The organism is Micromonospora sp. NPDC023814, from assembly GCF_040639595.1.
Lineage (GTDB): Bacteria > Actinomycetota > Actinomycetes > Mycobacteriales > Micromonosporaceae > Micromonospora.
Map to the genome: position 1 here is coordinate 42,715 of NZ_JBFAAF010000006.1, position 23,472 is coordinate 66,186.

Here is a 23,472-nt window from a genome sequence, read left to right on the forward strand (position 1 = left end):
CGTGAAATGCCACAAAAGCGGGGGCGGCCGGTGGGCCGGCCCGGGTGGGCGAGTAGAAATGCGGTGCGAGCCGCTCAGCGTCGACGGAGGGATCCTGTGTCAATCACCCGACTTCCGAGTGCCGGATTCTCGATCACCATCCGGATCGCCGTGCCCGCGGACGCGTCCTCCATCGGCCGGCTGACCACCTCCGTCGGCGAGGCCGGCGCGATCGTCACGGCGCTCGACGTGGTCGACTCCGACCCGACCCACGTGATCGTCGACCTGACCTGCGACACCGCCGACGCCGCCCACGCCGACCAGGTGGTCGACGCGCTGACCGCGCTCGACGGCGTGGACGTGCGCAAGGTCTCCGACCGGACGTTCCTGCTGCACCTCGGCGGCAAGATCGAGGTCAGCTCGAAGGTGGCGCTGCGCACCCGCGACGAGCTGTCCCGCGCGTACACCCCGGGGGTGGCGCGGGTCTGCCAGGCGATCGCGGAGAACCCGGCCGACGCCCGGCGGCTCACCATCAAGCGCAACACCGTGGCCGTGGTCAGCGACGGCTCGGCCGTGCTGGGCCTGGGCAACCTCGGGCCGGCGGCGTCGCTGCCGGTGATGGAGGGCAAGGCGGCGCTGTTCAAGCGCTTCGGCGGGGTGGACGCCTGGCCGGTGGTCCTGGACACCCAGGACACCGACGAGATCGTGCAGATCGTCAAGGCCATCGCGCCCGCGTACGGCGGGATCAACCTGGAGGACATCGCCGCGCCGCGCTGCTTCGAGATCGAGGCCCGGCTGCGCGAGGCGCTGGACATCCCGGTCTTCCACGACGACCAGCACGGCACCGCGATCTGCGTGCTGGCCGCGCTGACCAACGCGCTGCGCGTCGTGGGCAAGCAGCTCGCGGACGTCCGGGTCGTGGTCTCCGGCGCCGGCGCGGCCGGCACCGCGATCATGAAGCTGCTGCTGCGCCAGGGTGTGGGCGACATCATCGCGTACGACCGGCAGGGCGCCCTGCACCGCGGCCTGACCGGGCTCAACCCGGCCTGGCAGTGGCTGGCCGACCACACCAACAAGGACAACTACGCCGGTGACCTGCCCGGGGCGGTACGCGACGCGGACGTCTTCATCGGCGTCAGCGCGCCGAACCTGCTCACCGGCGACGACATCGCCATGATGGCCAAGGACGCCATCGTCTTCGCGCTGGCGAACCCGGACCCGGAGGTCGACCCGCGCGAGGCGCGCAAGCACGCCGCCGTGGTCGCCACCGGCCGTTCCGACCAGCCGAACCAGATCAACAACGTGCTCGCCTTCCCGGGTGTCTTCCGCGGCATGCTGGACGCGCACGCCGAGGAGTTCACCGAGGAGATGGCGATCGCCGCCGCCCGGGCCATCGCGGACGTGGTCGGCGAGGACAAGATCAACCCGACGGTGATCGTGCCCAGCGTCTTCGACTCCCGGGTGGCCCCGGCGGTCGCCGCGGCGGTACGCGCCGCCGCCCAGAACCCGGCCCCGGCCCCGGCCGCGGACCCCGGCCCGGCCGACCTCCCCGAGATCGCCGCCGAAGCCAGCGCCACCCCCTGACGCCCCACACCCCACCCGCCCCACCCCGGCGATCTTGCGCCGGCGTGGGGCGGGAGGGCTGGGGTCAGACGGGGGTGGTCAGGGCGGCGGGGTCGACCTCGCCGACCGCGACCAGGACGGCGGGGCCGGCCAGCCAGCAGGAGTCCTCGGTGACCGTGACCGTGAGGCGACCGCCGGGGACGTCCACGGCGATCACCCCGGTGTCCCGGCCGGCGTCGCGCAGGGCCACGGCGGCCACCGCGCACGCGCCCGTGCCGCAGGAGAGCGTCTCGGCGGAGCCGCGCTCGTACACCCGCATCAGCACGTGCCCGTCGGCGCCGTCGACCGGCTCGCCCGGCGCGGTGAACTCGACGTTCACTCCGGCCGGGAAGGCAGCCGGGTCGAACTCCGGCGCGCGGGTGAGGTCGAGGCCGGTCAGGTCCAGCCCGGTCGGGAGCGCGCAGACCAGATGCGGGTTGCCGACGTCCACCGCCGCACCCGGCAGGGTCAAGCCGCCCAGGGTGGCGGTCGAGGCGTCGTACACCCGGGGGCGGCGCATCTCGACGGCGACGACGTCCCCCTCGACACGCGCGCGCACGAGGCCGGCCCGGGTGGCCACCGGCAGCGCCGCGCCGACCGGCGTGGCCAGCCCGGACGCCAGCAGGTAGCGGACGAAGACGCGAGCGCCGTTGCCGCACATCTCGGCGAACGAGCCGTCGGAGTTCCAGTAGTCCATGAACCACTCGGCCTCGCCGGCCAGGGCGGCGCCCTCGGGGTGTTTCGCCGCCCGCACCACCCGCAGCACGCCGTCGCCGCCGAGGCCGCGCCGCCGGTCGCAGATCGCGGCGACCAGCCCGGGCGTCAGGTCGAGCGCCCCGTCCGGGTCGGGCAGGATGACGAAGTCGTTGCCGGTGCCGTGGCCCTTTGTGAACTCCACGCCCCCATCATCGCGCAGCGGCCGGCAGCAGGCGCAGGGCGGCCGGGATCAGGTCCGGCGCGGCCGAGTCCAGCCAGTGGATCCGCTGGTCACGGCGGAACCAGGAGCGCTGCCGGCGGACGAACCGCCGGGTGGCCCGGACCGTCTCGTCGTGCGCCTCGCCCTCGGTGATCTCCCCGGCCAGGAAGCGCAGCACCTGCTGGTACCCGAGCGCCCGGCTGGCCGTCCGCCCCTGCGGCAGGCCGCGGCCGACCAGCCCGCGGGTCTCGGCGACCAGGCCGTCGGCCCACATCCGGTCCACCCGCAGCGCGATCCGCTCGTCCAGCAGCGCCGTGTCCAGGTCCACCCCGAGCTGCACGGACGGGTAGTACGGCGTCGGGCCGGGCAGCGACGCGGTGAACGGCGCCCCGGTCAGCTCGATGACCTCCAACGCCCGGACGATCCGCCGGCCGTTGGTGGGCAGGATCCCCGCCGCGGCGGCCGGGTCGACCTCCCGCAGCCGGGCGTACAGCGGGGCCGGGCCGGTCTCGGCCAGCTCCCGTTCGAGCCGCTCGCGGGCCGCCGGGTCGGTGCCGGGGAACTCGAACCGCTCCAGCACCGCCCGCACGTAGAGGCCGGAGCCGCCGACCAGCAGCGGCACCCGGCCCCGGGCCAGGATGTCGTCGACCGCCGCGCGGGCGAGCCGCTGGTATTCCGCCACGCTCGCCGGCTCGGTGACGTCCCAGATGTCCAGCAGGTGGTGCGGCACCCCCTCGCGCTCGGCCGGGGTGAGCTTCGCGGTGCCGATGTCCATGCCCCGGTAGAGCTGCATCGAGTCGGCGTTGACCACCTCGCCGTCGAGGGCGTGCGCGAGCGCGATGCTCAGTGCGGACTTCCCGGCCGCCGTCGGCCCGACCACCGCGACCACCGTCCCGACCGGCGGGTGGCCGCCGCCCGCGTCGGCCGGCCCGGTCACGCCTGCTCCCAGGTGGCCACGAAGTAGGCCACGCCGTAGGGCGCCGCGTCGTAGGTCAGCTCACCGTGCCAGCGTCCGCCCGCCGCGCCCGCCGCACCGGCGAGCACCTGCCAGGCCGCCCGACCGGCGACCTTCAGCTCGGCCGACAGCACCGGGTCCAGGCCGTGCAGGGCGTCGGCGTCCGCGTCGGCCAGGGCCCGGGCGACCCCCTCGTCGTACGCCTGCGCGCGCGGGTCGTCGTAGCCGGGCGCCTTCTCGCCCCGGCAGGCGGACCCGTCCCCCGTCACCAGCAGCGCGACCCGGCCCTCGGCGCGGCGCACCAGCTCCGCCCCGAGCGCGGCGCACTCGCCCGGGGTGGCGTCGGCGGCGACCGACGAGGCGAACCGGGGCAGGTCGGTCCCCGCCCTGGCGAGCAGCCACGCGCCGACGGTCAGGCTCAGCGGCAGCCGCTCCCCGCCGCCGCAGTTGGTCTTCCACAGCCGGACGTGGCGGTCGACGCCGTAGGCGCGCAGGGAGCCGTAGTCGGCGGCCCCGAAGCGGACGGTCTCCGGCCCGGTGCCGACCAGCACGATCTGGTCGGGCGAGGCGGTGAGCAGCCGGCCGACGGCCGCGTCGCAGGCCGTACGGAGTTCGTCCAGCTCAGCGGCGGCGGCACCGGCCACCTCGGGCACGAGCAGGGGCGGATGCGGGCAGACGGCGGCGGCGACCAGGGGCACCCGTTCACCGTAGCGGGACCCCCCGGTGCGTCCCCGCGCCGATCCGGTCATTCGGGGGCTAGGACACCGTATGGTCACGGTCGGCGATAGGCGCTCGACGCGGACGGGGGCGGACCTGTGACAATGCCGGGAGTAACTTTGCTGCGCCGTGGCGGCGATCGTGGGACCGGTCCCCGACGCCGGGAGAACGAGGATGGGCACATGAGCGACTGGACGGCCTTCGGACGGGTGGACGCGGACGGCACCGTGTACGTCAAGACCGCCGACGGCGAGCGGGTGGTCGGATCCTGGCAGGCGGGAGCGCCCGAGGAGGGGCTTGCCCACTTCGCCCGCCGCTTCGACGACCTGGTGACCGAGGTCAACCTGACGGAGGCGCGGCTCAACTCGGGTGCGGCGGACGCCGGCCACTCGCTGACCACGATCCGCCGGATCCGCGCCTCGCTCGCCGAGGCGCACGTCGTCGGCGACATCGACGCGTTGGCCGCGCGACTGGACCGGCTCGCCATCGTCGCCGAGGAGAAGGCCGGCGAGGCCAAGGCGGCCCGGGAAGCCGCCCGGGGCGAGGCACTCGCCCGCAAGCAGGCGCTGGTGGAGGAGGCGGAGAAGCTGGCCGCCGAGTCGACCGGCTGGAAGACCGCCGGCGACCGGCTCAAGGAGATCCTCGAGGAGTGGAAGACCATCCGCGGGGTCGACAAGAAGACCGACGGTGAGCTGTGGAAGCGGTTCGCCGCGGCCCGGGACGGCTTCACCCGCCGCCGGGGCGCCCACTTCGCCTCGCTGGACTCGCAGCGCAAGCAGGCGCAGTCGGTCAAGGAGGAGCTGGTCGCCGAGGCCGAGAAGCTGAAGGACTCCACGGACTGGGCGGCGACCGCCAACCAGCTCAAGGACCTGATGAACCAGTGGAAGGCCGCCCCGCGCGCCTCCAAGGAGGCGGAGCAGAAGCTCTGGGAGAGGTTCCGGGCCGCGCAGGACGAGTTCTTCACCCGGCGCAGCGAGGTCTTCTCGGCCCGCGACAGCGAGCAGCGGGCCAACCTGGAGCGCAAGCAGGCGCTGCTCGCCGAGGCCGAGGCGCTGGACGTCGACGGCGACCCGAAGGGCGCGCAGGCCAAGCTGCGGGAGATCCAGGCGCAGTGGCACGAGGCCGGCCGGGTGCCCCGCGAGGCGGCGGCCGGGCTGGAGCGCCGGCTGCGGGCGGTCGACGACAAGGTCCGCGAGGTGATGGACTCCGCGTGGCGGCGCACCACCAAGGAGGACAACCCGCTGCTGGCCCAGATGCGGACGCAGGTCGCCGAGGCCGAGGAGCGGCTGGCCCGGGCCCAGGCGGCCGGGGACGCCCGGCGGATCAAGGAGGCCGAGCAGGCGCTCGCCTCGAAGCGGCAGTTCCTCCAGCTCGCCGAGCAGGCCGGCTGAGCTGAGCCACGCGAAAGCCCCCGGTCCGCGCGGACCGGGGGCTTTCGCGTGTCCGGGCCGGTGGGATCGGCCGGCCCGTCGTGGGTCAGTGGGCGGCGCAGCCCGTCGTCGGCGCGGGCGTCGCGGCCGGCGCGCCGATCGTGGGCAGCCCGAGCAGCACCCCGGGCGTACGCGGGGAGCGCCCCGCCTCGGCCGCGTCGCCGGCCCGGGTGCGCCGGTGCGACAGCGGCTCGCCGTCGGCGTTGAGGTGGTGCGGGGCCGCGTACGTGACGGTGGTGTGCACGATGTCGCCGGGGCGGATCTGCCCGGCGAGGGAACCCGCGTCGAAGTGGACGAGGCGGCCGTCGCGGGCGCGGCCGGACATCCGGCCGGTGCGCTCGTCCTTGCGCCCCTCGCCGACGGCGACCAGCACCTCGACGGTCTCCCCCACGAGCCGCTTGTTCTCCGCCCAGGTGATCTCCTCCACGCAGGCGATCAGCCGCTCGTAGCGCTCCTGGACGACCTGCTTGGGGAGCTGGCCCTCCATCGTGGCGGCGGGCGTGCCGGGGCGCTTCGAGTACTGGAAGGTGAACGCGGAGGAGAACCGGGCCTCGCGGACCACGTCGAGGGTGCGCTCGAAGTCGGCGTCGGTCTCGCCGGGGAAGCCGACGATGATGTCCGTGGTGATCGCCGCGTCCGGCATCGCCGCCCGGACCTTGTCGATGATGCCGAGGTAGCGCTCGGCCCGGTACGAGCGGCGCATGGCGCGCAGCACGTCGTCCGAGCCGGACTGGAGCGGCATGTGCAGCGAGTGGCAGACGTTCGGCGTCTCGGCCATCGCGGCGATCACGTCGTCGGTGAAGTCCTTCGGGTGCGGGCTGGTGAACCGGACCCGCTCCAGGCCGTCGACGTCGCCGCAGGCGCGCAACAACTTGCCGAAGGCGAGCCGGTCGCCGAACTCCACGCCGTAGGAGTTGACGTTCTGCCCGAGCAGGGTCACCTCCAGCACGCCCTCGTCGACCAGGGCGCGCACCTCGGAGAGGATGTCTCCGGGGCGGCGGTCCTTCTCCTTGCCGCGCAGGGAGGGCACGATGCAGAACGTGCAGGTGTTGTTGCAGCCGACGGAGATCGACACCCAGCCGGCGTACGTGGACTCGCGCCGGGTGGGCAGCGTCGAGGGGAAGACGTCGAGGGACTCGAGGATCTCCACCTCGGCGGCGGCGTTGTGCCGGGCCCGCTCCAGCAGCACCGGCAGCGACCCGATGTTGTGCGTGCCGAAGACCACGTCCACCCAGGGCGCCTTGCGGACGATCTCGCCGCGGTCCTTCTGGGCGAGGCAGCCGCCGACGGCGATCTGCATCCCCGGGTGCCTGTCCTTGACGGGGCGCAGGTGACCGAGGTTGCCGTAGAGCCGGTTGTCGGCGTTCTCCCGGACCGCGCAGGTGTTGAACACCACCACGTCCGGGTTGTCGTCGGCCTCCGCGGCGCGCACGTAGCCCGCCTGCTCCAGCAGCCCGGAGATGCGCTCGGAGTCGTGCACGTTCATCTGGCAGCCGTACGTGCGCACCTGGTAGGTGCGCGGGCTGCTCGCCGCTGCGGTAGTCATGACCCGGACAGCGTATCCGGGCGAGAATCCCGAACCGAACGAGGAGGAGCCGTGTGCCGGAGCATCAAGACCCTTCGTGAGCCGTACGTCGCCGAGGTGAGCCCGGCCGACGTCGAGGCCGCCGCCCTGCAGTACGTCCGGAAGATCTCGGGCTTCCGCAAGCCCGCCGCGCACAACGCCGCGGCCTTCGACGCGGCGGTCGCCGCGGTCGCCGCGGCCACCGCCACCCTGCTGAGCGAGTTGGAGGTACGCGGCGGCCGCTCCGCCGGCCCGGCGAGCTGACCTCGCCGCCCGCCGGGCCGGCGCGGGGAGCTGCTCCGCGTGCCGGCGCGGCTGGCCTCAGGCGGCGGCGAGCGCGGGCAACACCGAGTCGGGGGCCCAGCGCGAGCGGTGGCACTGCGACCAGCCGCGGCAGCGGGGATCGGCCTCGGTGCAGAGCCGCTGGTTGCCGAGCACCTCGCCGTCGTCGGTCTCGCGGACGTCGAAGTGCACCGGCCGGATCGTGCCGTCGGGGGCCACGAGCAGGTGCCGGCCGGCGTCGAGGGTGTCGTCGCGCAGCAGGCAGTTACGGTCCAGCAGCCGCGCCAGCGCGGCGATGCTGGCGTGCTCGGGAAGCCCGTCGGGCACGCCGTAGCAGTCCACGATCGTGGCGAACTCCCCCGGCGCCTGCCAGACGTCGCAGATCACCGCGTACGTCGGCAGCCGGGCCGGGTCGGCCGCCGCCAGGGGCATCACCACCCGGCCGAGTGCCTCGGCCAGTGCCGGGTAGACCTCCACCGGCCGCACCTGGTCGATTCTCCAGTTCCACAGCTCGGTCATGCCGCCTCCTCGCTGTGCTCGTCCCACCGGCCTCCGGATCGGGCCTTACTGACGATGGTGGGGGGCATATGACCTCAGCCGGGGGCAAGTTACCGGTCTGTGACCATTCCGGGCAAAATTTCCTCGGGCACGATCGCTCCGAGTGGCCGAAAGATGACAGTTTATCGGGTACGGTGCCCCGTCCGGAACTTCCCCGCTCCGTATTGGGCCCGTTTCGACCGGGTCGGTCAGCGCACGAAGACCCGGTGCTCGCCGGGGGGCAGCAGCTCGCCGACCACGGTGGCGCCCGGCAGCTCGCCGGCGACCAGCAGGCCGCCCGACGTCTGCGCGTCGGCCAGCAGCAGCCGTTCGTCCACGGCGATCCCGCCGAAGTCCGTCCACCCGGCGACCCACTCCAGGTTGCGGCGGCTGCCGCCGCTGACGAACCCGTCGCGCACCGCCTCGCGGGCGCCGGCCAGGTAGGGCACCCGGGCCGCGTCGATCGCCACCGTCAGCCGGCTCGCCCGGGCCAGCTTGGACGCGTGCCCGAGCAGACCGAAGCCGGTCACGTCGGTGCCGCAGCGCACACCGGCCGCCACGGCGGCCCGCGCGGCGTCCCGGTTGAGGGTGGTCATGGCGGCAACCGCCTCGGGGAAGCTCTCGCCGGTGGCCTTGTGCCGGGTGTTGAGCACCCCGACGCCCAGCGGCTTGGTCAGCGACAGCGGCAGCCCCGACCGGCCCGCGTCCAGGGTGATCAGCTCCTCGGGCCGGACCACCCCGGTGACGGCCAGCCCGTACTTGGGGCCCTCGTCGTCGACGCTGTGCCCGCCGGCGAGGTGGCATCCCGCGTCCCGGGCCACGTCCTGCCCGCCGCGCAGCACCTCCCGGGCCAGCTCCAGCGGCAGCACGTCGCGCGGCCAGCAGAGCAGGTTGAGCGCGACGAGCGGGGTGCCACCCATCGCGTACACGTCGGAGAGCGCGTTGGTCGCGGCGATCCGCCCCCAGTCGTACGCGTCGTCGACGACGGGGGTGAAGAAGTCGGCGGTGGTGACCAGGCCGGTCCGTTCGTCGAGCCGGACCACCGCGGCGTCGTCGCCGTGGTCCAGGCCGACGAGCAGGTCCGCGGCACCGGTGGCCGGGCCGAGGCCGGCGACCATGGCCTCCAGCTCGCCCGGCGGGATCTTGCAGGCGCAGCCGCCGCCGCGGGCGTACTCGGTCAACCGCACCCGTTCCGTCATCCCCACATGATCTTCCGCATCTCCCGACGCCGCCACCGGGCGGACCGGTTTCGGAGTCAAAATCCGACTCCCGGGCCCGAGCGGAAATGGTGTTACCGCTCCGTGACCAACTGACTTGCGTTCCGCCACATCCCCCCGCCTACAGTTGCCCAACCGGGGGTCAACGGACCCCGCGTGCGCGACGACAGGGACGGTGGACGACGTGGCGACGGGCGAACCGCTCATCGTGCTGGAATCGGTCAACAAGTGGTTCGGGCCGCTGCACGTGCTGGACGACGTCTCGCTGTCGGTCGGGCGCGGCGAGGTGGTCGTGGTCATCGGGCCGTCCGGCTCCGGCAAGTCGACGCTCTGCCGCACCATCAACCGACTCGAGCCGATCACCTCCGGCACGATCACCTTCGACGGGCAGCCGCTGCCGGCCGAGGGCAAGGCGCTGGCGAAGCTGCGCAGCGAGGTCGGCATGGTGTTCCAGTCGTTCAACCTCTTCGCGCACAAGACGATCCTCGAGAACGTCACCCTCGGGCCGGTCAAGGTCCGCAAGGAGAAGCCGGCGGCGGCCCGCGAGCGCGGCCTGGCCCTGCTGGACCGGGTCGGCATCGCCAACCAGGCTGACAAGTTCCCCGCCCAGCTCTCCGGCGGCCAGCAGCAGCGCGTCGCGATCGCGCGGGCGCTGGCCATGCAGCCCAAGGCGATGCTCTTCGACGAGCCGACCAGCGCGCTCGACCCGGAGATGGTCGGCGAGGTGCTGGACGTGATGACGTCGCTGGCCCGCGAGGGCATGACGATGGTCGTGGTCACCCACGAGATGGGCTTCGCCCGGCACGCGGCGAACCGCGTCATCTTCATGGCCGACGGGCAGCTGGTCGAGGACGCCCCGCCCGCCGAGTTCTTCGCCAACCCGCGCAGCGAGCGGGCCAAGGACTTCCTCTCCAAGATCCTCACGCACTAGGCGTCCGTACCTGGAGCGCGCCGTCCCCCGGCGGTTCCGTCGAAGAAGGAGATGAGTATGCGTATCACGCGCGTAGCGGCGCTCGCCGCGGCCGCCACCCTGGCGCTCGGCATGACCGCCTGCGGTGGCGACGACGCCGAGGAGGGCACCGGCGCCGGCAGCAAGTCCTTCGCCGCCGGCAGCACCATGGAGCGCCTGAACAAGGCCCAGTCCATCAAGATCGGCACGAAGTTCGACCAGCCCGGCTTCGGCCAGAAGGGCCTGTCGGGCAAGCCGGAGGGCTTCGACGTCGAGGTCGCGAAGATCATCGTCAAGGAGCTCGGCATCCCCGAGGACAAGATCGAGTGGGTCGAGGCCCCCTCGAAGGTCCGCGAGGACGTCATCGTGAACGGCACGGTCGACCTGGTCGCCGCGACCTACACGATCAATCCCAAGCGCAAGGAGCGCATCGCGTTCGCCGGGCCGTACTACGAGGCCGGCCAGAACATCATGGTGAAGAAGGACGACGCCACGATCACCGGGCCGGACTCCTTCAAGGACGGCGCCAAGAAGGTCTGCTCGGTCACCGGCTCCACCCCGGCCGAGGAGATCAAGAAGCACGTCAAGGACGTCGCCACCCAGCTGGTGCTGTTCGACACCTACGACAAGTGCCGCGACGCCCTCAAGGGCGGCCAGGTCGACGCCGTCACCACGGACAACGTGATCCTGCTCGGCTACATCGCCAAGGACGAGGCGTCCTTCAAGCTGGCCGGCGACAACTTCACCAAGGAGCCGTACGGCATCGGGGTGAAGAAGGAGGACACCGACTTCCGCAACTTCATCAACGACACGCTGGAGAAGGCGTTCGCCGACGGTAGCTGGCAGAAGGCCTGGGACGGCACCGCCGGCAAGTTCGGCGCCCAGCTGGGCTCCGCCCCGACCGTCGACCGCTACTGATCTAATTCCTTCGATCTGGAGGGTGGGGAGGAAGACCGACCCGTGAGTGTGCTCATCGACAAGTTCGACGTCTTCGCGGGTGGTTTCTGGCTCACCCTCCAGATCTGCGTACTCGCCGCGATCGGTGCCCTGATCCTGGGCGCCGTCGTGGCGGTACTGCGGATCTCCCCGGTGCCGCCGCTGCGGGCGGTCGGCACCGCGTACGTCAACATCTTCCGGAACATGCCGCTGACCGTGGTGATGTTCTTCGCCGCGTTCGGCCTGCCGGCGCTCGGCTCCAACGCGGACTTCCTGCGCATCCCCGGCCTGGACGCGGTGTTCAGCCGGCTCGACACGGATCTGCCGTACTTCCGCTTCGCGCTGATCGCGCTGGTGCTCTACACCGCCGCGTTCGTCTGCGAGGCGCTGCGGTCCGGCGTGAACGCCGTTCCCGCCGGCCAGGCGGAGGCCGCCCGGTCGCTCGGCCTCACCTTCGGCCAGAACCTGCGGTACGTGGTGCTGCCGCAGTCCTGGAAGGCCTCGGTGGTGCCCCTCGGTTCGGTGATCATCGCGATGATCAAGAACTCGGCCCTGATCGGCTTCTTTGGCGTGGTCGGTGACCTCTCGCAGACCGCCGACCAGCTCACCTCGGCCGAGGGCTACGCCTTCGTCCCCGTCGCCATCGGCATCTCGATCGGATACCTGATCATGACCGTCCCCCTCGGCGCGCTCCTCGACCGGATCGAGAAGCGGCAGGCGGTGGCCCGATGAGCCAGCAGACCGTCCTCTACGACGTCCCCGGCCCCCGGCAGCGCCGGATCACCCTCGTCAGCAGCCTGGTGGCGACCGTGCTGCTGCTCGCGGGCGCGTACTTCCTGATCTACAAGCCGCTGGACGCCAAGGGCCAGTTCTCGATGGAGCTCTGGGGGCCCCTGCTCGACCCCTCCAACGAGAACTTCTCGCAGGTGTGGGAGCGGATCGGCCTCGGCTTCAAGAACACGCTGACCGCCGCCGCCCTGGCGATCGTCGCCTCGCTGGTGGTCGGCACCCTGCTCGCGGTGCTGCGGATCCAGCTCAAGAGCCTGACCCACCGCCGGTTCACCGGGGTCGCCACGCCGCTGGCCTACCTGCTGCGCGGGCTGAGCGTGCTGCTGTCGGCGGTCACCCGGGTCTGCGTCGAGGTGTTCCGGGGCCTGCCCGTGGTCATCACGATCTTCTTCGTGGCGCGCGGCTTCCCCGAGTTCGGCGTCTCGTTCGAGACGCTGTGGTACCTGGTCATCGGCCTGACCATCTACAACTCGGTGGTCATCGCCGAGATCCTCCGCTCCGGCATGGAGGGCCTGCCCGGCGGGCAGGCCGAGGCGGCGGCCGCGATCGGCCTCTCCCCGCTGCAGACCACCCGGATGATCCTGCTGCCGCAGGCCTTCCGGATCATGCTGCCGGCGCTGATCAGCCAGCTCGTCGTGGTGCTCAAGGACACCTCGCTGGGCTTCATCATCAGCTACGAGGAGACCCTGAACATCGGCAAGCAGCTCATCGGTGTGCTGGACAACCCGATCCAGGTCTACGTCGTGATCGCGGTGATGTTCATCCTGGTGAACTACTCGCTGTCGAAGCTGGCCCAGTACGTCCAGCGGCGGCTCTCCCGGGGCCGCAAGACCGCCGGCACCCCGGCCCAGAACCCGCCCCCGGCGGCGCTCACCGCGCAGGCGGAGAGCAGCGGCCAGGGCGTCTGATCCCGCCCGACGACGAAGGGCCGGCCCGGTGATCGGGCCGGCCCTTCGCGTTGCGCCGTGGACGACCAGCAGACCCGTCGACGCCCGTCCGCCCTGGGTGTCCGTGCCTCGCCGCCGGCACCCCTCACGTCGCGCCGGAGCGGGCAGCCTCGGTGCCGGCCCGACGCAACGTCAGCGGGCGATCTCGGTGACCCGGGACTCGCGGACCACGGTCACCCGGATCTGACCCGGGTAGGTCAGCTCCTCCTCGATCTGCTTCGCCACGTCCCGGGCCAGCACGGCGGCGCCGATGTCGTCCACGTCGTCCGGCTTGACCATCACCCGGACCTCGCGGCCGGCCTGCATGGCGAAGACCTTCTCCACGCCGAGCTTGCCGGCCGCGATCTCCTCGATCCGCTCAAGCCGCTTGACGTACGCCTCCAGGCTCTCCCGCCGTGCCCCGGGCCGCCCGCCGGAGCAGGCGTCGGACGCCTGGGTGAGGACGGCCTCGATGGTCTGCGGCGGCACCTCGTTGTGGTGCGCCTCGATGGCGTGGACGACGTCCTCGCTCTCGCCGTACTTGCGGGCGAGATCCGCGCCGATGATGGCGTGGCTGCCCTCCACCTCGTGGGTCAGCGCCTTGCCGATGTCGTGCAGAAACGCCGAGCGCTTGATGGTCGGCACGTCGAGCCGCAGCTCGGCCGCCATGATCCCGGCGATGTGCGCGGTCTCCACGAGGTGCTTGAGCACGTTCTGCCCGTACGACGTCCGGTAGCGCAGCCGGCCGAGCAGGGTGACCAGCTCCGGGTGGATCTCGGTGATGCCGACCTCGACCAGGGCGTCCTCGGCGGCCCGCTGGCACAGCTCCTCCACCTCGTGCCGGGCCAGGTCGTAGACCTCCTCGATCCGGTGCGGGTGGATCCGCCCGTCCAGGACCAGCTTCTCCAGGGTGAGCCGGCCGACCTCCCGGCGCACCGGGTCGAAGCAGGAAAGCAGCACCGCCTCGGGGGTGTCGTCGATGATCAGGTTGACGCCGGTGACCGACTCGAAGGCGCGGATGTTGCGGCCCTCCCGGCCGATGATCCGTCCCTTCATCTCGTCGCCGGGCAGGTGCAGGACGCTGACCACGCTCTCCGCGGTCTGCTCGCTGGCGACCCGCTGGATCGCGTCGACGACGATGTGCCGGGCGCGCTGCTCGGCGGTGTTGCGCGCGTCGGATTCGATGTCCCGGACCAGCAGCGCGGCCTCCCGCTTGGCCTGGCCCTCGATCGCCTCGATCAGCTCCGCCCGGGCCGTGTCGGCGGTGAGCCCGGCGACCCGCTCCAACTCCCGGCGCCGCTGCTCCTCCGCCTCGGCCAGTTCCGCCTCCCGCTGGTCGAGCGCGGCGCCGCGGGCGGCCAGGGCCGCGCTGGCGGCCGTGAGCTGACGCTCCCGCTCGGCGAGCCGCTCCACCTCCTCGGTGTGCAGCCGCTCGCGCTCGTCCATCCGGGTCGCCCGCCGCTCCACCTCGGCGGCCTGCTCCCGGGTGGTGGCGGCGAGCACCGCGACCTCGCGTTCGCCGCTGCGCCGGGCTGTGCTCCGTAGCTGCTCCGCGTCCGCCTCGGCCTGCTTGTGGGCCCGCTCCAGGATGGTGTCTGCCTCCGCCCGGGCGTCGTCGAGCACCCGACGCGCCTCGGCGCGGGCCGCCTTCGCCTCGGCCTTCGCGGCAGCCGCCTCGGCCCGGGCCGCCGCGGCGGCGGACTTCGCCACGTCGATCGTGCTGTTGGCCTCGTCGGCGGCGCTGCGCAGCGCGGCCAGGGACTGTTCCTGCCGGTCCTTCTCGGCGATGAAGGCGGGATCCTCGGGCGCCGGCGCCGCGCCGAGCCGGCGCAGCGTCCGTACGCCCAGCAGCACCGCCCCCAGCACGACCACGGTCAGGACCAGCACCACCGCGAGGATCACGACGTCGAAGCCGCTCATGCCGGCGCCCCGTTCCGCACGGCCGTCACGCGGTCGGCCGCGCCCCGGCCGGCCCGCGATCGGTGCGGGCCCGGCCCGACGTTCAGCCCGCTCATGTCGGCACCCCGGTGGACCTGCGCCGCCTCGCCATGGCCGCCTCCCCTGAACGTCGGGACCGCAGCGACGGTGCCGGTGGGCACGCACCCTGCGGCTGTGGACGCCCGACCGGAGCGACTGGCCGTGGGTAGGTTCCGTCGGCGGTGCCCGCGCGAGGCATCGCCGGCGGCCGGGTGCAGTTGTCGCGCCAGCCCCGGACCGGCCTGTCCGAAGCTGCCGCCAGTGGCCGACGAGTCGGCCAAAGTGATGCTGTTCCGTTACGAGATCTATGTTGTGCGCTTAGCCTGCGCTGGTCGGGCAATGTGAGCCTGTATGGCGAGGCTAGGTCTCCCGGGGCCGTCTGGTCAAGAAGTCATGATCAAACCCCCCGAACGGAGAGAAGTTGTCGCGTCACCGTGCGCTCACTGCACGACGGACACCAGCGGACAACCCGGGCAGCCAGCGGGGCCTCGCAACCCATCGGCCCTGCTCAGGCCGGACCGCCCGCCCCGGCTCAACCCGACGACCGAGCTGGTCCGGGCCGGCATCGGGGTGGACCGGTGGTGCCACGGCGCCGGCGTCCGGAGTCGTGCGGGGAACGCGGCTTCGTCGCGGGCCGACCCGGTCTGCCGCGCGGACAGAGCCAGCAGTCCGACCCGCCGTTGTGGGGGCGGAGCCAGCAGGCCGCCCCATCCGTTGTGGGACGGAGTCAGCGGGCGCCGGCGGCCACCGCCGCCATCACCAGGTCGGCGTTGCCGGGCGCGACCGCCCCGTCGGGCAGCCGCAGCGTGTCCTCCAGGCCGATGCGGCTGTGCAGGCCCCGGCGGACCGCCTCGGCGAGGATCGGCCACGTCGCCGGGCCCTCGGCGTGCAGCAGCACCGGCGGCGGCCCGGCGGCCGGGTACGGCAGCGCGGCGAGCATGGCCGTCGCGTCGGCCAGCGCCACCGCCGGTTCCTCGGCCATGCACTCGACGAGGACGCGCCCCGCCGGCACCCGCCAGCCCCTGTACGCCTCGACCGCGTCGACCGTCCAGAGCCCCGCCTCCACCACGACGCCCCGCTCGTGCAGCGCCGCCGCGACAGCCTCGGCGCCCGGCTCGTGCGCGTTGACCGAGGCGAAATCCGGCAGCACCGCCCAGGCCCGGACGGCGGCCACCCGAGCGGCCGGGTCCGGCAAGATCCAGGCCCCGGTGCTCACCCCGACCGGCAGGCCCGGGCTGGCCGCCCGGATCGCGTCCAGCGCGGCGGCGATCACCGACGGGTGCAGGGACTCCCGGCCGTCGGCGCCCCGGGGGTGCACGTGCACCGCCCCGGCACCGAGCCCGGCGCAGCGGGCCGCGTCGGCGGCCAGGTCGGCCGGGGTGACCGGCACCGACGGATGCTCGTCGCGCCCACGGGCGCCGTTGAGGCACGCCTTGAGCACGGACCCTCCCTCCGGCCGCCGCTCCGCTCAGTCGGCGGAGCGGCTGTTCAGTCGACGGAGCGGCTGTCGCGGTCGAGCTCGCCCTCGGCGTCGGCGAGCGCGTCGGCGTCGATCTGCTCGGCGAACTCGGCCGCCTCGGCGCTCTGCGCGGCGAGCGCGTCCTTCACCGCCCGGATCGCCACGCCGGGCGGGTAGCCCTTGCGGGCCAGCATCGCCACCAGCCGCCGGAAGACCGCGTCCGGCTCGCCACGGGCGGACCGCAGCTTCCGCTCCACCAGTGCGCGGGCGGTCTCGGCCTCGGTCTCCTCGTCCAGCTCGCCGAGGGCCTCGCTGGCGACCTCGCCGTCGACGCCGCGCTGACGCAGCTCGTTGGCGAGCGCCCGGCGGGCCAGGCCCCGGCCGGCGTGCCGGCTGGACACCCAGGCTCGCGCGAAGGCGGCGTCGTCGATGATGCCGACCTCGTCGTAGCGGTCGAGCACCGCCGCGGAGACCTCCTCGGAGATCCCCCGCTTCGCCAGCGCCCCGGCCAGCTCTGCCCGGGTGCGCGGCCGGACGGCGAGCTGGCGCAGGCAGATCTCCCGCGCCAACTCCGCCTCGTCGGGCGGCGGGGCGGGGGGCGCCTCGGAGTCGGTCTCCTCGGCACGGCCGCGGCGACCCCGGCGGGGTCGGGGCGTCGTGGTGCCGTCACCCGCGCGGGGCGGACTGGCATCCCAGCCCCGCCCCGTGCGGGCGCGTCGTCCTGCCACGGGTCACTGACCGGTCAGAAGTCGACCGGCGGCAGCTCCGGGCCACCGGCGGCGTCGCCCGCGCCGACCCCGACGCCGAGCTTCTCCAGGATCTTCTTCTCGATCTCGGCGGCCACGTCCGGGTTCTCCCGGAGGAACTCGCGGGCCTTCTCCTTGCCCTGGCCGAGCTGGTCGCCGTCGTAGGTGTACCAGGCGCCGGACTTGCGGATGATCGCCTGCTCGACGCCGACGTCGATCAGCGAGCCCTCGCGGGAGATGCCCTTGCCGTACATGATGTCGAACTCGGCCTGCTTGAACGGCGCGGCGACCTTGTTCTTCACGACCTTGACCCGGGTGCGGTTACCGACCACGTCGGTGCCGTCCTTGAGGCTCTCGATGCGGCGCACGTCGAGCCGGACCGAGGCGTAGAACTTCAACGCCCGGCCGCCCGTGGTGGTCTCGGGGCTGCCGAACATCACGCCGATCTTCTCGCGGAGCTGGTTGATGAAGATCGCGGTGGTGCCGGTGTTGTTGAGCACACCCGTGATCTTCCGCAGCGCCTGGCTCATCAGCCGGGCCTGCAGACCCACGTGGCTGTCGCCCATCTCGCCCTCGATCTCGGCGCGCGGCACCAGCGCGGCCACCGAGTCGATCACGATGATGTCGAGCGCGCCGGACCGGACCAGCATGTCCGCGATCTCCAGCGCCTGCTCACCGGTGTCGGGCTGGGAGACCAGCAGGGCGTCGGTGTCGACGCCGAGGGCCTTCGCGTATTCCGGGTCGAGCGCGTGCTCGGCGTCGACGAAGGCGGCGATGCCGCCGGCCCGCTGGGCGTTGGCCACGGCGTGCAGCGCGACCGTGGTCTTACCGCTGGACTCCGGACCGTAGATCTCGACGACCCGGCCGCGGGGCAGGCCGCCCACGCCGAGCGCCACGTCGAGGGCGATCGACCCGGTGGGGATGACCGCGGTCTGGATGACCGGCCGCTCCCCGAGCCGCATCACCGAGCCCTTGCCGAACTGCTTGTCGATCTGAGCGAGAGCAAGGTCGAGTGCCTTCTCCCGGTCAGGCCCTGCTGCCATCGTTGCCACCCCTGCCTTCGCCGGCGTCTTTCCTGAGCTTCGCGTCACGCGGACACGCTAGGCGCTGGGTCCGACAGAAAACCAGCCGACGGGCCGTGAGCTGTGGACGAGCACCCCGCTGTGGACAATAGCCGAACAGGTGTACGAGTCGGCAAGCGACACGCGGAAGCGACGAAACGGCTGCTCAGCGTAGTCGCGCGGGCACCCGGTCGGGGTAGGCGGCGCAGACCGCCCGCCACACGACGTGCGCCTGCTCACCCGATGCCAGCGCCTGCTCGACGGTCCGGCCGCCGAGTTGGGAAAGCACCTGGTCGCGGGCGATGCTGGCCGCGTAGGCAGGGCCGAACGCCTCCTCCAACCGCGACCAGAAGTCGGTCAGCCGCACGTGATCAGCCCTCCTCGTCCGGTGCGCCCGCCGGCACCGGACGCAACGCTAGCGCCACCAGGGGCACCGCCGCGACCGCCGCGAGCAGGGCGAGCACCGGATAACCCGCCACCTCCATGACAAACCCGCTGACCGCCCCGGCGGCGGCGCCGGCCAGCCCCATGGTCAGGTCGGAGAGCCCCTGGACGCTCGGCCGGATCCCCACCGGCACCGACTCCGACAGCAGGGTGGAGCCGGCCACCATGGTCCCCGACCAGCCCAGGCCGAGCAGGAACAGCCCGATCGAGAGCCGGGCCGTGTGGTGCCCGGCGGTGCCGGCGACCGCGCACGCCACGAGCAGCAGCCCGACGCCGCCGAGGATCACCGCCCGGCGGCCGAGCCGGTCCGTGAGCCAGCCGGCCACCGGGGCGAGGGCGTACATGCCGGCGATGTGCAGACTCAGCACGAGACCGACCACCCGCAGCACGTCGGCGTCGGCGTGCCACTCGTGCAGGCGCACCGGGGTCATCACCATCACCGCGACCATGACCAGGTGCCCGACCGCCACCGCGGCGATGCCGAGCCGGGCGGCCGGACGAGCGCGTACGACCGACCAGGCGGCCCGCATGCCCACGCCGCGCCGGCCGGTCGGTGCCGGCGCGACGACGGCGTCCGGCGGCGGGGTGACGGCGGGAACGGCGTCCGGCGACGGGGCGGCCGGGACGACGGCGGCCGGCCCCGGGGTGACCGGCGGGACGACGGCCGCCGCCAGCCGGCGCGCGGTCAGCAGCGGGTCGGGCCGCAGCAGCGCCAGGATCACGCCGGCGGCCAGCGCCAGCGCGACGGCGCTGAACGCGAACGGACCGGCCAGCGTCGGCAGCCCCCAGCCACTGGTGGTGCGGTCCGCGAACGCGGCGAAGTTCGGCGCGGCGACCGCGCCGATGGTGGTGGCCCAGACGATCAGGGCGAGTTGGCGACCCCGCCGCGCCGGCTCGGCCAGGTCCACCGCGGCGTAGCGGGCCTGGAGGTTGGCCGCGCTGCCGCCGCCGAAGAGGAGCATGCCGAGGAAGAGCAGCGGGACCCAGCGGGTGACGGCGGCGAACACCACCAGGCCGCCGCCGGCCGCGCCGGCGAGATAGGCCACGACCAGGCCGGGTCGCCGGCCGTGGCCGTTCATGATCCGGGTGACCGGCACCGCGAGCAGGGCCCCGCCCACCACGGCGGCGCTGCTCACCAGCCCGGCCACGGCGGTGCCGGCGATGTCCGCGGCGAGCAGCGCCCCGACCGCGACGCCGACCGTCACCCCGATCCCGCCGACGATCTGGGTGACGAAGAGCAGCCGCAGGGTACGCCGCTGGATCGGCGTGACGTCGGGCGCGGCGAGTGGCGCGGCGAGGTCGGTGGCCATCGGCGGCTCCTTCGGCGGTAAGGGGCGGGGTGCCCGTCTCATCCTTGCGCACCCGGCGCGACGCCCCGCAGCCGGTCGCCGCCCCGGCTGCGCCCCTCTCCCGGTTGCGCTACAGGCCCAGGCCGCGGCCGATGATCTCCTTCATGATCTCGGTGGTGCCGCCGTAGATCGTCTGCACCCGCCCGTCCAGCCAGGCCTTCGCCACCGGGTACTCCAGCATGTAGCCGTAGCCGCCGTGCAGTTGCACGCAGCGGTCGGCGACCTTGTTCTGCAGCTCGGTGGTCCACCACTTCGCCTTGGCCGCGTCGGTCACCGAGAGCCGGCCGGCGTTGTACTCCGCGACGCAGTGGTTGACGAAGGTGCGCGCGATGGTGACCTCGGTGTCCAGCTCGGCCAGGAGGAAGCGGTTGTGCTGGAACGCGCCGATCGGCCGGCCGAACGCCTGCCGGGAGCGGGCGTAGTCGAGGGTGACGGCGAGCAGCCGCTCGGCGGCGGCCACCGCGGCGACCGCGATGCTGAGCCGCTCCCGGGGCAGGTTGGCCATCAGGTGGTAGAAGCCGTGGTTCTCGGTGCCGATCAGGTTCTCCGCCGGCACCCGGCAGTCCTCGAAGAACAGCTCGGCGGTGTCGTTGGCCTTCAGCCCGACCTTCGCCAGCCGTCGGCCGCGGGAGAAGCCGGGGGTGCCGTCCTCCACGGCGACCAGGCTCACCCCGTGCGCGCCCTGGTCCGGAGCGGTGCGGACGACCACGACCACCAGGTCGGCCATCTCCCCGTTGGTGATGAAGGTCTTCTGGCCGTTGAGCACCCAACTGTCGCCGTCGCGGACCGCGCTCGTACGGATCCCGGCGAGGTCGGAGCCGGCGCCGGGCTCGCTCATCGCGATCGCCGTGACGAGGTCGCCGGAGCAGAACCCGGGCAGCCAGCGCTTGCGCTGGTCCTCCGTGGTCAGCTCGGTCAGGTACGGCGCCACCACGTCGTTGTGCAGCCCGAAGCCGAGGCCGGTGCAGCCGGCGGCGACGATCTCCTCGGCCAGCACCGCGTTGAACCGGAAGTCCCGCTGCCCGCCGCCGCCGTACTCCGGGTCGACGTCCGTGCCCAGCAGGCCGGCCGCCCCGGCCCGGCGCCACACCTCGCGGTCGACGATCCCGGCGGCCTCCCAACGCTCGTGGTGGGGCACGGCCTCCCGGTCCAGGAACTCGCGGCACAGCTCGCGGAAGTCCTCGTGGTCGCGCTCGTAGAGATGCTGCTCCATGTCCGCCAGTGTGGCACCGCGCCCCCGCCCTGCCCAGGGGCCGACGGGTGGCTCGGTGACGGCTCAGCCGGCGAGGGCGCGGGCGGCCACGGCGAGGTCGGCGACCAGCCCCTCGTACGCCTTGTCCTGGTCGTCGGCGCGGAGCACGGCGGACGGGTGGATGGTGGCCAGCAGCCGGGCCGGCGGGGCGTCGGCGACCGTGCCCTTCGCGTCCACCGGCACCCGCTGGAAGTCCTCCGGGTGCTGGGCCGACGCCGGCCAGGGCAGCAGCTCGCCGCGCTGCCGGGTGACCCGGAACGTCGGGCCGAGCAGCGCCTTGGCCGCGGTCGCGCCGAGCACCACCACGATCTCCGGGCGCAACTGGGCGAACTCGGCCACCAGCCAGGGCCGGCAGGCGGTGACGTGCACCCGGTCCGGGGTCTGGTGGATGCGCCGCTTGCCGCGCAGCTCGAACCTGAAGTGCTTCACGGCGTTCGTGAGGTAGATGTGCCCGGGATCGAGCCCGGCGTCGTCGACCGCCTTGCGGAGCAGCCGACCGGCGGGGCCGACGAACGGCAGCCCCTTCTGGTCCTCCATGTCACCGGGCTGCTCGCCGACGAAGACCACCCGTGCGCCGGCGTCGCCGCGACCGAACACGGTCTGCGACGCGTCCCGGTACAGCTCGCAGCCCCGGCAGCCGGCAGCGGCGGCGCGCAGGTCGTCGAGGGTGTCGGCCTGCGGCGGGATGAACTGCTGCGCGCCCGGCGCGGTCTCGGTCTGCTCGGCCATGTCGACTGTTATATACCCGTTCGGGCCGCGATGCCGGTCCGCCCTGCCTCCGCACGACGTCCCACCGGCGGCCGGGCCGTCAGTATCCGCCGCCGTCGCCGCCGCCGGAGGCCAGCGCGATCACCACGATCACGAGCACGATCACCGCCACCACGACGGCGATCCAGACGCCTCTCCTCGATCCCGACGAAGCCATGGTCGTCCACCTCCGGCACCGCGCTTACCCACTCGGCGCCTGGTCACGCCCGCGCCCGGCACACCGACACGTCGCCGGCCCGGGCGCGGGTCATGCGGTGAAACCGGATGACCCGGCGGGCCGGACGGCGCGGGCGACGGCGTTGGCGAGCGGTGCCACCTCGCCGTCGTCCAGCGAGCTGACGGTGATCCGCAGCCCCGGCGGGCCGGCGATCCGGTAGAGCGCGCCGGGCGCGACCGCCCAACCGGCGTCGCGCAGTGCGGTCAGCGCGCTGGTCTCGTCCGCCACCGGCAGCCACACGTTGATGCCGCTGCGCCCGTGGGCGGCGAGGCCGTGGCCGGCGAGCGCGTCGACCAGCGCCGCGCGCCGCCGCTCGTAGCTGGCGGCGGCCCGGTCCACCAGCCCGGCCACCGCCGGGTCGCGCCACAGCGACAGGACCAGCCGTTGCAGCACGGTGGAGACCCAGCCGGCGCCGACCCGGGCCCGGCCGGCCACCCGGGCCACCGTGGTCTCGTCCCCCACCAGCACGGCCAACCGCAGGTCGGGACCGAACGGCTTGCTCACCGAGCGGACGAAGGCCCACGTCGGGGTCGCCCCGGCGAGCGGGTGCAGCGGTACGCGGGCCAGCTCGGCGGCGTGGTCGTCCTCGATCAGCAGCAGGTCGGACCGGCCGGCGAGCAGCGTACGCAGCTCCTCGGCCCGCCCGGCGGAGACCGCCGCGCCGGTGGGGTTCTGCGCCCGGCTGGTCACGATCAGCGCCCGGGCCCCGGCGGCGAGCGCGGCCCGGACGCCCTCGACGAGCGGACCGTCGTCGTCGACCGGCACCCCGATCGGCCGCAGCCCGAGCGCGGCGACCAGGTCGAGCAGGTTGGCCCAGCCCGGGTCCTCGACGGCGACCGCGTCGCCGGGGCGCAGGTGCGCGCCGAGCAGCCGCTCGATGCCGTCCAGCGCGCCGCCGGTGAGGGTCAGCTCCGCCGCCGGCACGCCGTCGGCGGCCAGCCGCTCGCGGGCCGTCTCGGCCAGTTCGGGCAGCACCCCGGCGGCCGAGTACCCGACGGGCGGCCCGGCGTCGGCCGCGAGCCCGGCCAGGTGCGCCCCCAGCGGCGGCAGCAGCCGCGGGTCGGGCTCGCCCAGGGAGAGGTCGCGCAGGCCGGGGGCGGGTGGCGGGTGCAGCGCGGAGCGGCGGGCCGCCACCGGCGGGCGGGGCCGGACCCGGGTGCCGTGCCGGCCGGCGGTGACCACCAGGCCCCGCTGGCGCAGCTCCTGGTAGGCCCGGGCCACGGTGGCCGGGCTGACCGCGAGCTGGGCGGCGAGCGCGCGCACCGCCGGCAGGGCGGCGCCGGGGGCGAGGGCGGCGGAACGGATGCCCGACTCGATGCTGGCCGAAATCTCGACGGCCGTCGCACCGGTGACCTGATAGCGTGCTGACACAAATCGGAGATTGTACTAGAACAAAGGCG

The 23,472-nt window shown here is 73.6% G+C and carries 22 protein-coding genes; 7 read left to right on the forward strand and 15 right to left on the reverse strand.

Annotated features, from left to right (window positions below; all coding sequences use genetic code 11):
• The first annotated feature begins 96 nt into the window (after positions 1-96).
• Positions 97-1,563, forward strand: a complete 1,467-nt coding sequence (locus tag AB0G14_RS04720) for an NAD-dependent malic enzyme (protein WP_357693731.1) — start codon at positions 97-99, stop codon at positions 1,561-1,563.
• A 64-nt stretch (positions 1,564-1,627) separates the two neighbouring features.
• Here the strand turns inward: AB0G14_RS04720 and dapF are convergent, their stop codons facing one another.
• Genes dapF through AB0G14_RS04735 form a run of 3 tightly spaced genes read right to left on the reverse strand, consistent with a single transcriptional unit; the run spans position 1,628 to position 4,201 of the window.
• Positions 1,628-2,479: a diaminopimelate epimerase gene (gene dapF / locus AB0G14_RS04725; RefSeq protein ID WP_357693733.1), complete on the reverse strand. Its 852-nt coding sequence runs from the start codon at positions 2,477-2,479 to the stop codon at positions 1,628-1,630.
• A 7-nt stretch (positions 2,480-2,486) separates the two neighbouring features.
• Entirely contained in the window at positions 2,487-3,434 is a 948-nt protein-coding gene (miaA, locus tag AB0G14_RS04730) for a tRNA (adenosine(37)-N6)-dimethylallyltransferase MiaA (protein WP_357693735.1), read from the reverse strand.
• Entirely contained in the window at positions 3,431-4,201 is a 771-nt protein-coding gene (locus tag AB0G14_RS04735) for a class III extradiol dioxygenase subunit B-like domain-containing protein (protein ID WP_357693737.1), read from the reverse strand. Before AB0G14_RS04735 ends, miaA begins: the two co-directional genes overlap by 4 nt.
• Before the next feature lie 150 nt (positions 4,202-4,351).
• Between AB0G14_RS04735 and AB0G14_RS04740 the strand changes: the two genes are divergently transcribed.
• Complete coding sequence (locus tag AB0G14_RS04740; protein WP_357693739.1) at positions 4,352-5,560, forward strand: DUF349 domain-containing protein; 1,209 nt, start codon at positions 4,352-4,354, stop codon at positions 5,558-5,560.
• 85 nt (positions 5,561-5,645) lie between these two features.
• Here AB0G14_RS04740 and miaB read toward each other — a convergent pair whose 3' ends face one another.
• A complete protein-coding gene (miaB, locus tag AB0G14_RS04745; protein WP_357693741.1) occupies positions 5,646-7,145 on the reverse strand; it encodes a tRNA (N6-isopentenyl adenosine(37)-C2)-methylthiotransferase MiaB in 1,500 nt (499 codons plus the stop codon).
• Positions 7,146-7,196: 51 nt separating this feature from the next.
• On the opposite strand from miaB, the gene AB0G14_RS04750 reads away from it, so the two are divergent.
• Positions 7,197-7,427, forward strand: coding sequence for a DUF2277 family protein (locus tag AB0G14_RS04750; RefSeq protein ID WP_357693743.1), 231 nt, complete (start codon positions 7,197-7,199; stop codon positions 7,425-7,427).
• 57 nt (positions 7,428-7,484) lie between these two features.
• Here the strand turns inward: AB0G14_RS04750 and AB0G14_RS04755 are convergent, their stop codons facing one another.
• Together AB0G14_RS04755 and selD are read right to left on the reverse strand one after the other, a co-directional pair.
• Positions 7,485-7,964 (reverse strand): hypothetical protein, encoded by a 480-nt coding sequence (locus AB0G14_RS04755; protein ID WP_357693745.1) that lies wholly within the window; start codon positions 7,962-7,964, stop codon positions 7,485-7,487.
• 227 nt (positions 7,965-8,191) lie between these two features.
• Positions 8,192-9,181 (reverse strand): selenide, water dikinase SelD, encoded by a 990-nt coding sequence (gene selD, locus AB0G14_RS04760; RefSeq protein ID WP_357693747.1) that lies wholly within the window; start codon positions 9,179-9,181, stop codon positions 8,192-8,194.
• A gap of 193 nt (positions 9,182-9,374) precedes the next feature.
• On the opposite strand from selD, the gene AB0G14_RS04765 reads away from it, so the two are divergent.
• From AB0G14_RS04765 to AB0G14_RS04780, 4 genes are read left to right on the forward strand one after another with little or no spacing between them, the layout of a single operon-like run.
• On the forward strand, positions 9,375-10,130 hold the full coding sequence (locus AB0G14_RS04765) for an amino acid ABC transporter ATP-binding protein (RefSeq protein WP_357693749.1): 756 nt from the start codon (positions 9,375-9,377) through the stop codon (positions 10,128-10,130).
• Between the two features lie 57 nt (positions 10,131-10,187).
• Positions 10,188-11,066, forward strand: a complete 879-nt coding sequence (locus AB0G14_RS04770) for a glutamate ABC transporter substrate-binding protein (RefSeq protein ID WP_350705102.1) — start codon at positions 10,188-10,190, stop codon at positions 11,064-11,066.
• 42 nt (positions 11,067-11,108) lie between these two features.
• Positions 11,109-11,816 carry an amino acid ABC transporter permease gene (locus AB0G14_RS04775; RefSeq protein WP_357454096.1) on the forward strand — a complete coding sequence of 236 codons (708 nt, stop codon included), beginning with the start codon at positions 11,109-11,111 and terminating at the stop codon, positions 11,814-11,816.
• Positions 11,813-12,781: an amino acid ABC transporter permease gene (locus AB0G14_RS04780; protein ID WP_357693752.1), complete on the forward strand. Its 969-nt coding sequence runs from the start codon at positions 11,813-11,815 to the stop codon at positions 12,779-12,781. The genes AB0G14_RS04775 and AB0G14_RS04780 overlap by 4 nt, the downstream gene beginning before the upstream one ends.
• A gap of 171 nt (positions 12,782-12,952) precedes the next feature.
• Here the strand turns inward: AB0G14_RS04780 and rny are convergent, their stop codons facing one another.
• From rny to AB0G14_RS04825, 9 genes are all read right to left on the reverse strand, one after another.
• A complete protein-coding gene (rny, locus tag AB0G14_RS04785) occupies positions 12,953-14,719 on the reverse strand; it encodes a ribonuclease Y (RefSeq protein WP_357693754.1) in 1,767 nt (588 codons plus the stop codon).
• Positions 14,720-15,503: 784 nt separating this feature from the next.
• The gene (locus AB0G14_RS04790; protein WP_357693756.1) at positions 15,504-16,217 is read right to left on the reverse strand and encodes a 3-keto-5-aminohexanoate cleavage protein; all 714 of its coding nucleotides are present in this window, start codon (positions 16,215-16,217) and stop codon (positions 15,504-15,506) included.
• A gap of 47 nt (positions 16,218-16,264) precedes the next feature.
• Positions 16,265-16,963: a regulatory protein RecX gene (locus AB0G14_RS04795; RefSeq protein WP_357693758.1), complete on the reverse strand. Its 699-nt coding sequence runs from the start codon at positions 16,961-16,963 to the stop codon at positions 16,265-16,267.
• Between the two features lie 14 nt (positions 16,964-16,977).
• A complete protein-coding gene (recA, locus tag AB0G14_RS04800) occupies positions 16,978-18,024 on the reverse strand; it encodes a recombinase RecA (protein WP_088995380.1) in 1,047 nt (348 codons plus the stop codon).
• Between the two features lie 184 nt (positions 18,025-18,208).
• A complete protein-coding gene (locus AB0G14_RS04805) occupies positions 18,209-18,409 on the reverse strand; it encodes a DUF3046 domain-containing protein (protein ID WP_350705093.1) in 201 nt (66 codons plus the stop codon).
• Between the two features lie 4 nt (positions 18,410-18,413).
• Positions 18,414-19,796 carry an MFS transporter gene (locus AB0G14_RS04810; RefSeq protein WP_357693761.1) on the reverse strand — a complete coding sequence of 461 codons (1,383 nt, stop codon included), beginning with the start codon at positions 19,794-19,796 and terminating at the stop codon, positions 18,414-18,416.
• 109 nt (positions 19,797-19,905) lie between these two features.
• Complete coding sequence (locus AB0G14_RS04815) at positions 19,906-21,048, reverse strand: acyl-CoA dehydrogenase family protein (protein WP_357693763.1); 1,143 nt, start codon at positions 21,046-21,048, stop codon at positions 19,906-19,908.
• Positions 21,049-21,111: 63 nt separating this feature from the next.
• Positions 21,112-21,816, reverse strand: a complete 705-nt coding sequence (locus tag AB0G14_RS04820) for a UdgX family uracil-DNA binding protein (protein WP_357693765.1) — start codon at positions 21,814-21,816, stop codon at positions 21,112-21,114.
• A 286-nt stretch (positions 21,817-22,102) separates the two neighbouring features.
• Complete coding sequence (locus AB0G14_RS04825) at positions 22,103-23,443, reverse strand: aminotransferase class I/II-fold pyridoxal phosphate-dependent enzyme (protein ID WP_357693767.1); 1,341 nt, start codon at positions 23,441-23,443, stop codon at positions 22,103-22,105.
• Positions 23,444-23,472 lie beyond the last annotated feature (29 nt).

Bases quoted from the DNA above. Each gene is read 5' to 3' on its own strand.
- recA (WP_088995380.1), bottom strand. From the start codon at position 18,024: ATGGCAGCAGGGCCTGACCGGGAGAAGGCACTCGACCTTGCTCTCGCT.
- AB0G14_RS04815 (WP_357693763.1), bottom strand. From the start codon at position 21,048: ATGGAGCAGCATCTCTACGAGCGCGACCACGAGGACTTCCGCGAGCTG.
- AB0G14_RS04780 (WP_357693752.1), top strand. From the start codon at position 11,813: ATGAGCCAGCAGACCGTCCTCTACGACGTCCCCGGCCCCCGGCAGCGC.
- AB0G14_RS04735 (WP_357693737.1), bottom strand. From the start codon at position 4,201: ATGACCGGATCGGCGCGGGGACGCACCGGGGGGTCCCGCTACGGTGAA.
- AB0G14_RS04820 (WP_357693765.1), bottom strand. From the start codon at position 21,816: ATGGCCGAGCAGACCGAGACCGCGCCGGGCGCGCAGCAGTTCATCCCG.
- AB0G14_RS04810 (WP_357693761.1), bottom strand. From the start codon at position 19,796: ATGGCCACCGACCTCGCCGCGCCACTCGCCGCGCCCGACGTCACGCCG.
- selD (WP_357693747.1), bottom strand. From the start codon at position 9,181: ATGACGGAACGGGTGCGGTTGACCGAGTACGCCCGCGGCGGCGGCTGC.
- AB0G14_RS04770 (WP_350705102.1), top strand. From the start codon at position 10,188: ATGCGTATCACGCGCGTAGCGGCGCTCGCCGCGGCCGCCACCCTGGCG.
- AB0G14_RS04755 (WP_357693745.1), bottom strand. From the start codon at position 7,964: ATGACCGAGCTGTGGAACTGGAGAATCGACCAGGTGCGGCCGGTGGAG.
- rny (WP_357693754.1), bottom strand. From the start codon at position 14,719: ATGAGCGGCTTCGACGTCGTGATCCTCGCGGTGGTGCTGGTCCTGACC.
- AB0G14_RS04740 (WP_357693739.1), top strand. From the start codon at position 4,352: ATGAGCGACTGGACGGCCTTCGGACGGGTGGACGCGGACGGCACCGTG.
- miaB (WP_357693741.1), bottom strand. From the start codon at position 7,145: ATGACTACCGCAGCGGCGAGCAGCCCGCGCACCTACCAGGTGCGCACG.